1 pseudogene is annotated in these 2,305 nt (G+C 70.7%); it reads right to left on the bottom strand.

Annotated features, from left to right (window positions below):
- Window positions 1-2,305: pseudogene (locus tag EP28_RS11380) on the bottom strand (hypothetical protein); the annotation flags it as partial.

Consider the following 2,305-nt stretch of genomic DNA (forward strand, 5'->3'; position numbering starts at 1 on the left):
TGGTCGGCGGGTCCGACGACGGCGGGTACTTCGGCCCGAGTTCGTCGAACGGGGGCGAGGACGGCCCGCTGCTCGGCGGGTCCGACGACGGCGGGTCACTCGGCGCGCGTGTGTCGCCTGGACGGTCGTAGAACCCGCGGCCAAAGCCACCGAGTTCGTCCACGGGGCCGTCGAAGGTCCCGGGCGACTGAGGCGTGCTCTCCGGCTCCTGCTGGCTGCTTGCGCCGGCACTCCCGCCGGGGCCTGCGACCGGGAGAGGACGATCCACCGCCTGCTCACCTGGCTGGACGTAGTAGTCCAGCGGTTCACTGCTCCCGCTGCCAGCGCCGGCGTCGGCGTCCGAGCCGTCCAGGTCCGGTGACCGGCTCCTCCCGGAGGGCGCGACCGGGCGCATCGTGACGGTCTGGCCGTCGATCTCGGTGTAGAACTCGGACCCGATGCCGAGTTTCCGGGCGGCGTTCGTGAGCGGGCCGCCGCTGCTGACGGGCGTGAACTCCGCGCCGGGCGGGACGACCGCCTCGATCTCGCCGGTGTTCACCTCATCGGCGGGCTTCGTGACCGCCGTCGTGTCGCCCGAGCGGTCCAGCATCTCCTGGTTGAACCCTTCGAGCGTGTCCGCGTCTGTGTTCTCGACGTCGGTCTTTGCGAGAACGCCCGTCGGCTTGCTCCCGAAGTCGGGGAGGCCTGGACGCAGACTGAAGTCGGCCTCGCTGTCGCCGAGGCGGAGGAAGTTCGGGGAGAGCTCGGGACCGAAGAACGACCCGGGCGTCTCGTAGTCGAAGCTGTCCGCCGTCTCCTCGGGCGCTTTGAACCCGGTGTCGCTGCGGCCTCGGCCCGGTCCCTCGGGTTCGACGTCGAGTGCCTTCTTCAGGACCGTTCCCTCGGTGATGCCGCGTTCGTCGAAGAGCTGCTGAACCTCTTCGGGCGTGTTGGCGTCGGCCTGCTCGCGGACGGCCTGCGCAGGGTCGTTCTTGTAGCCTTCCGGATCCTGCGCGTCGGGGAACTTCTTCCCTTCAGCGCCGTCGGTCTCGGCGTGCTTGATGACCTCCTCCTGCGAGAGGCCCTCGGCGTCGAGCTTCGTACTCCCGACCCTTCCAGCGCGCCCCTTGAGGGTTCGACCGGCCATCCCGACAGCCCGGCCGGCGGCTGCGCCGGTCACGTAGCCGAACGCGGCCCCGCTGGCGAACTCCAGCGGGTTCGACTTCGCCTCGTTCGCCATCGCACCACCGACCGCTGCACCGACGCCTGTCGCCGTCTTAGCGACCTCGCCGACGCCGTGTTCCTGGATCTCTCCAGGCGCGTTCGTTGCGACCTCCCCCGCGGTTTCCAGCGTGACGACGTGCTGCGGGAAGTTCAGGAGATCGACACCGACTCCGGCCGCCCCCTGGAGGACGCGCTCAGGAGCATCACCGACGACCGGCGCGGTCACCGGGTCGTTCTCGTCGAACGACTTCTTCACGTTGTTGATGTCCTCAGCCCCGCTCCGGAACCCCTCTTCGGAGAGGTTCACACCGGCGACTTCGCCGGGGAGCAGGCCGTCGTTGGAGTCGCGCGTCTCCGAGAGGAGACCGCCGCGCGTGAGGTCGTCGGTGACCTCGGTGTTCACGTCGGCCGATCCGACGTACTCGTCGGTGCTCCCGGCCGCTGCATCGCCCGCTCGGGCGAGGTTGTCGTAGGTCTCGCCGGTGCTCTCGACCGCAGTGTCCACGGCTGCGCCGACGTCGCCGTCCTGGAGCTCCCGCCCCATCTCGCCGTAGGTCTCCGCGGCGTGATCGACCTGGTCGCGCGTCGCGTCGGCGACCTCGCCGGCGCTCCTGGAGACGCCCGAGGCGACGTCGTCAGCCGTGTTGGTCGCCTGGTCCACCGTCCGGTCTACGCCGCGCTGAACGTCCCGAGCGGTGTCCTGGGCCTCGTCCACGGCGTTGCGTGCGTCCGAGGTGACGTCGTCCACCGTGTTGTCTACCGTCCGCTCGGCGCGGTCCACGGTGTCCTCGACGGTGTCCTGCGCGCGGTCCACCGCCCGGTCTGCGCCGCGCTGAACGTCCCGAGAGACGTCCCGAGCGGTGTCCTGCGCGCGGTCCACCGTGTTGTCTACCGTGTCCTCGGCGCGGTCTACCGTCCGGTCCACGCCCTGAGAGACGTCCCGAGCGGTGTCTCGCGCGGTGTCCTCCGCCCGGTCTACCGTGTCGTCCACGGCGTCGCCGGCGCGGTCAACCGTGTTGTCGATGCCCTGCATGGCGTCGTCGCGGACGTCTCCGAGGCCGCCGAGGAGGCCGCCTCCGCCGCCTCCACCGCCCCCGCCGCC

Source organism: Halorubrum sp. BV1, from assembly GCF_000746205.1.
GTDB lineage: Archaea > Halobacteriota > Halobacteria > Halobacteriales > Haloferacaceae > Halorubrum.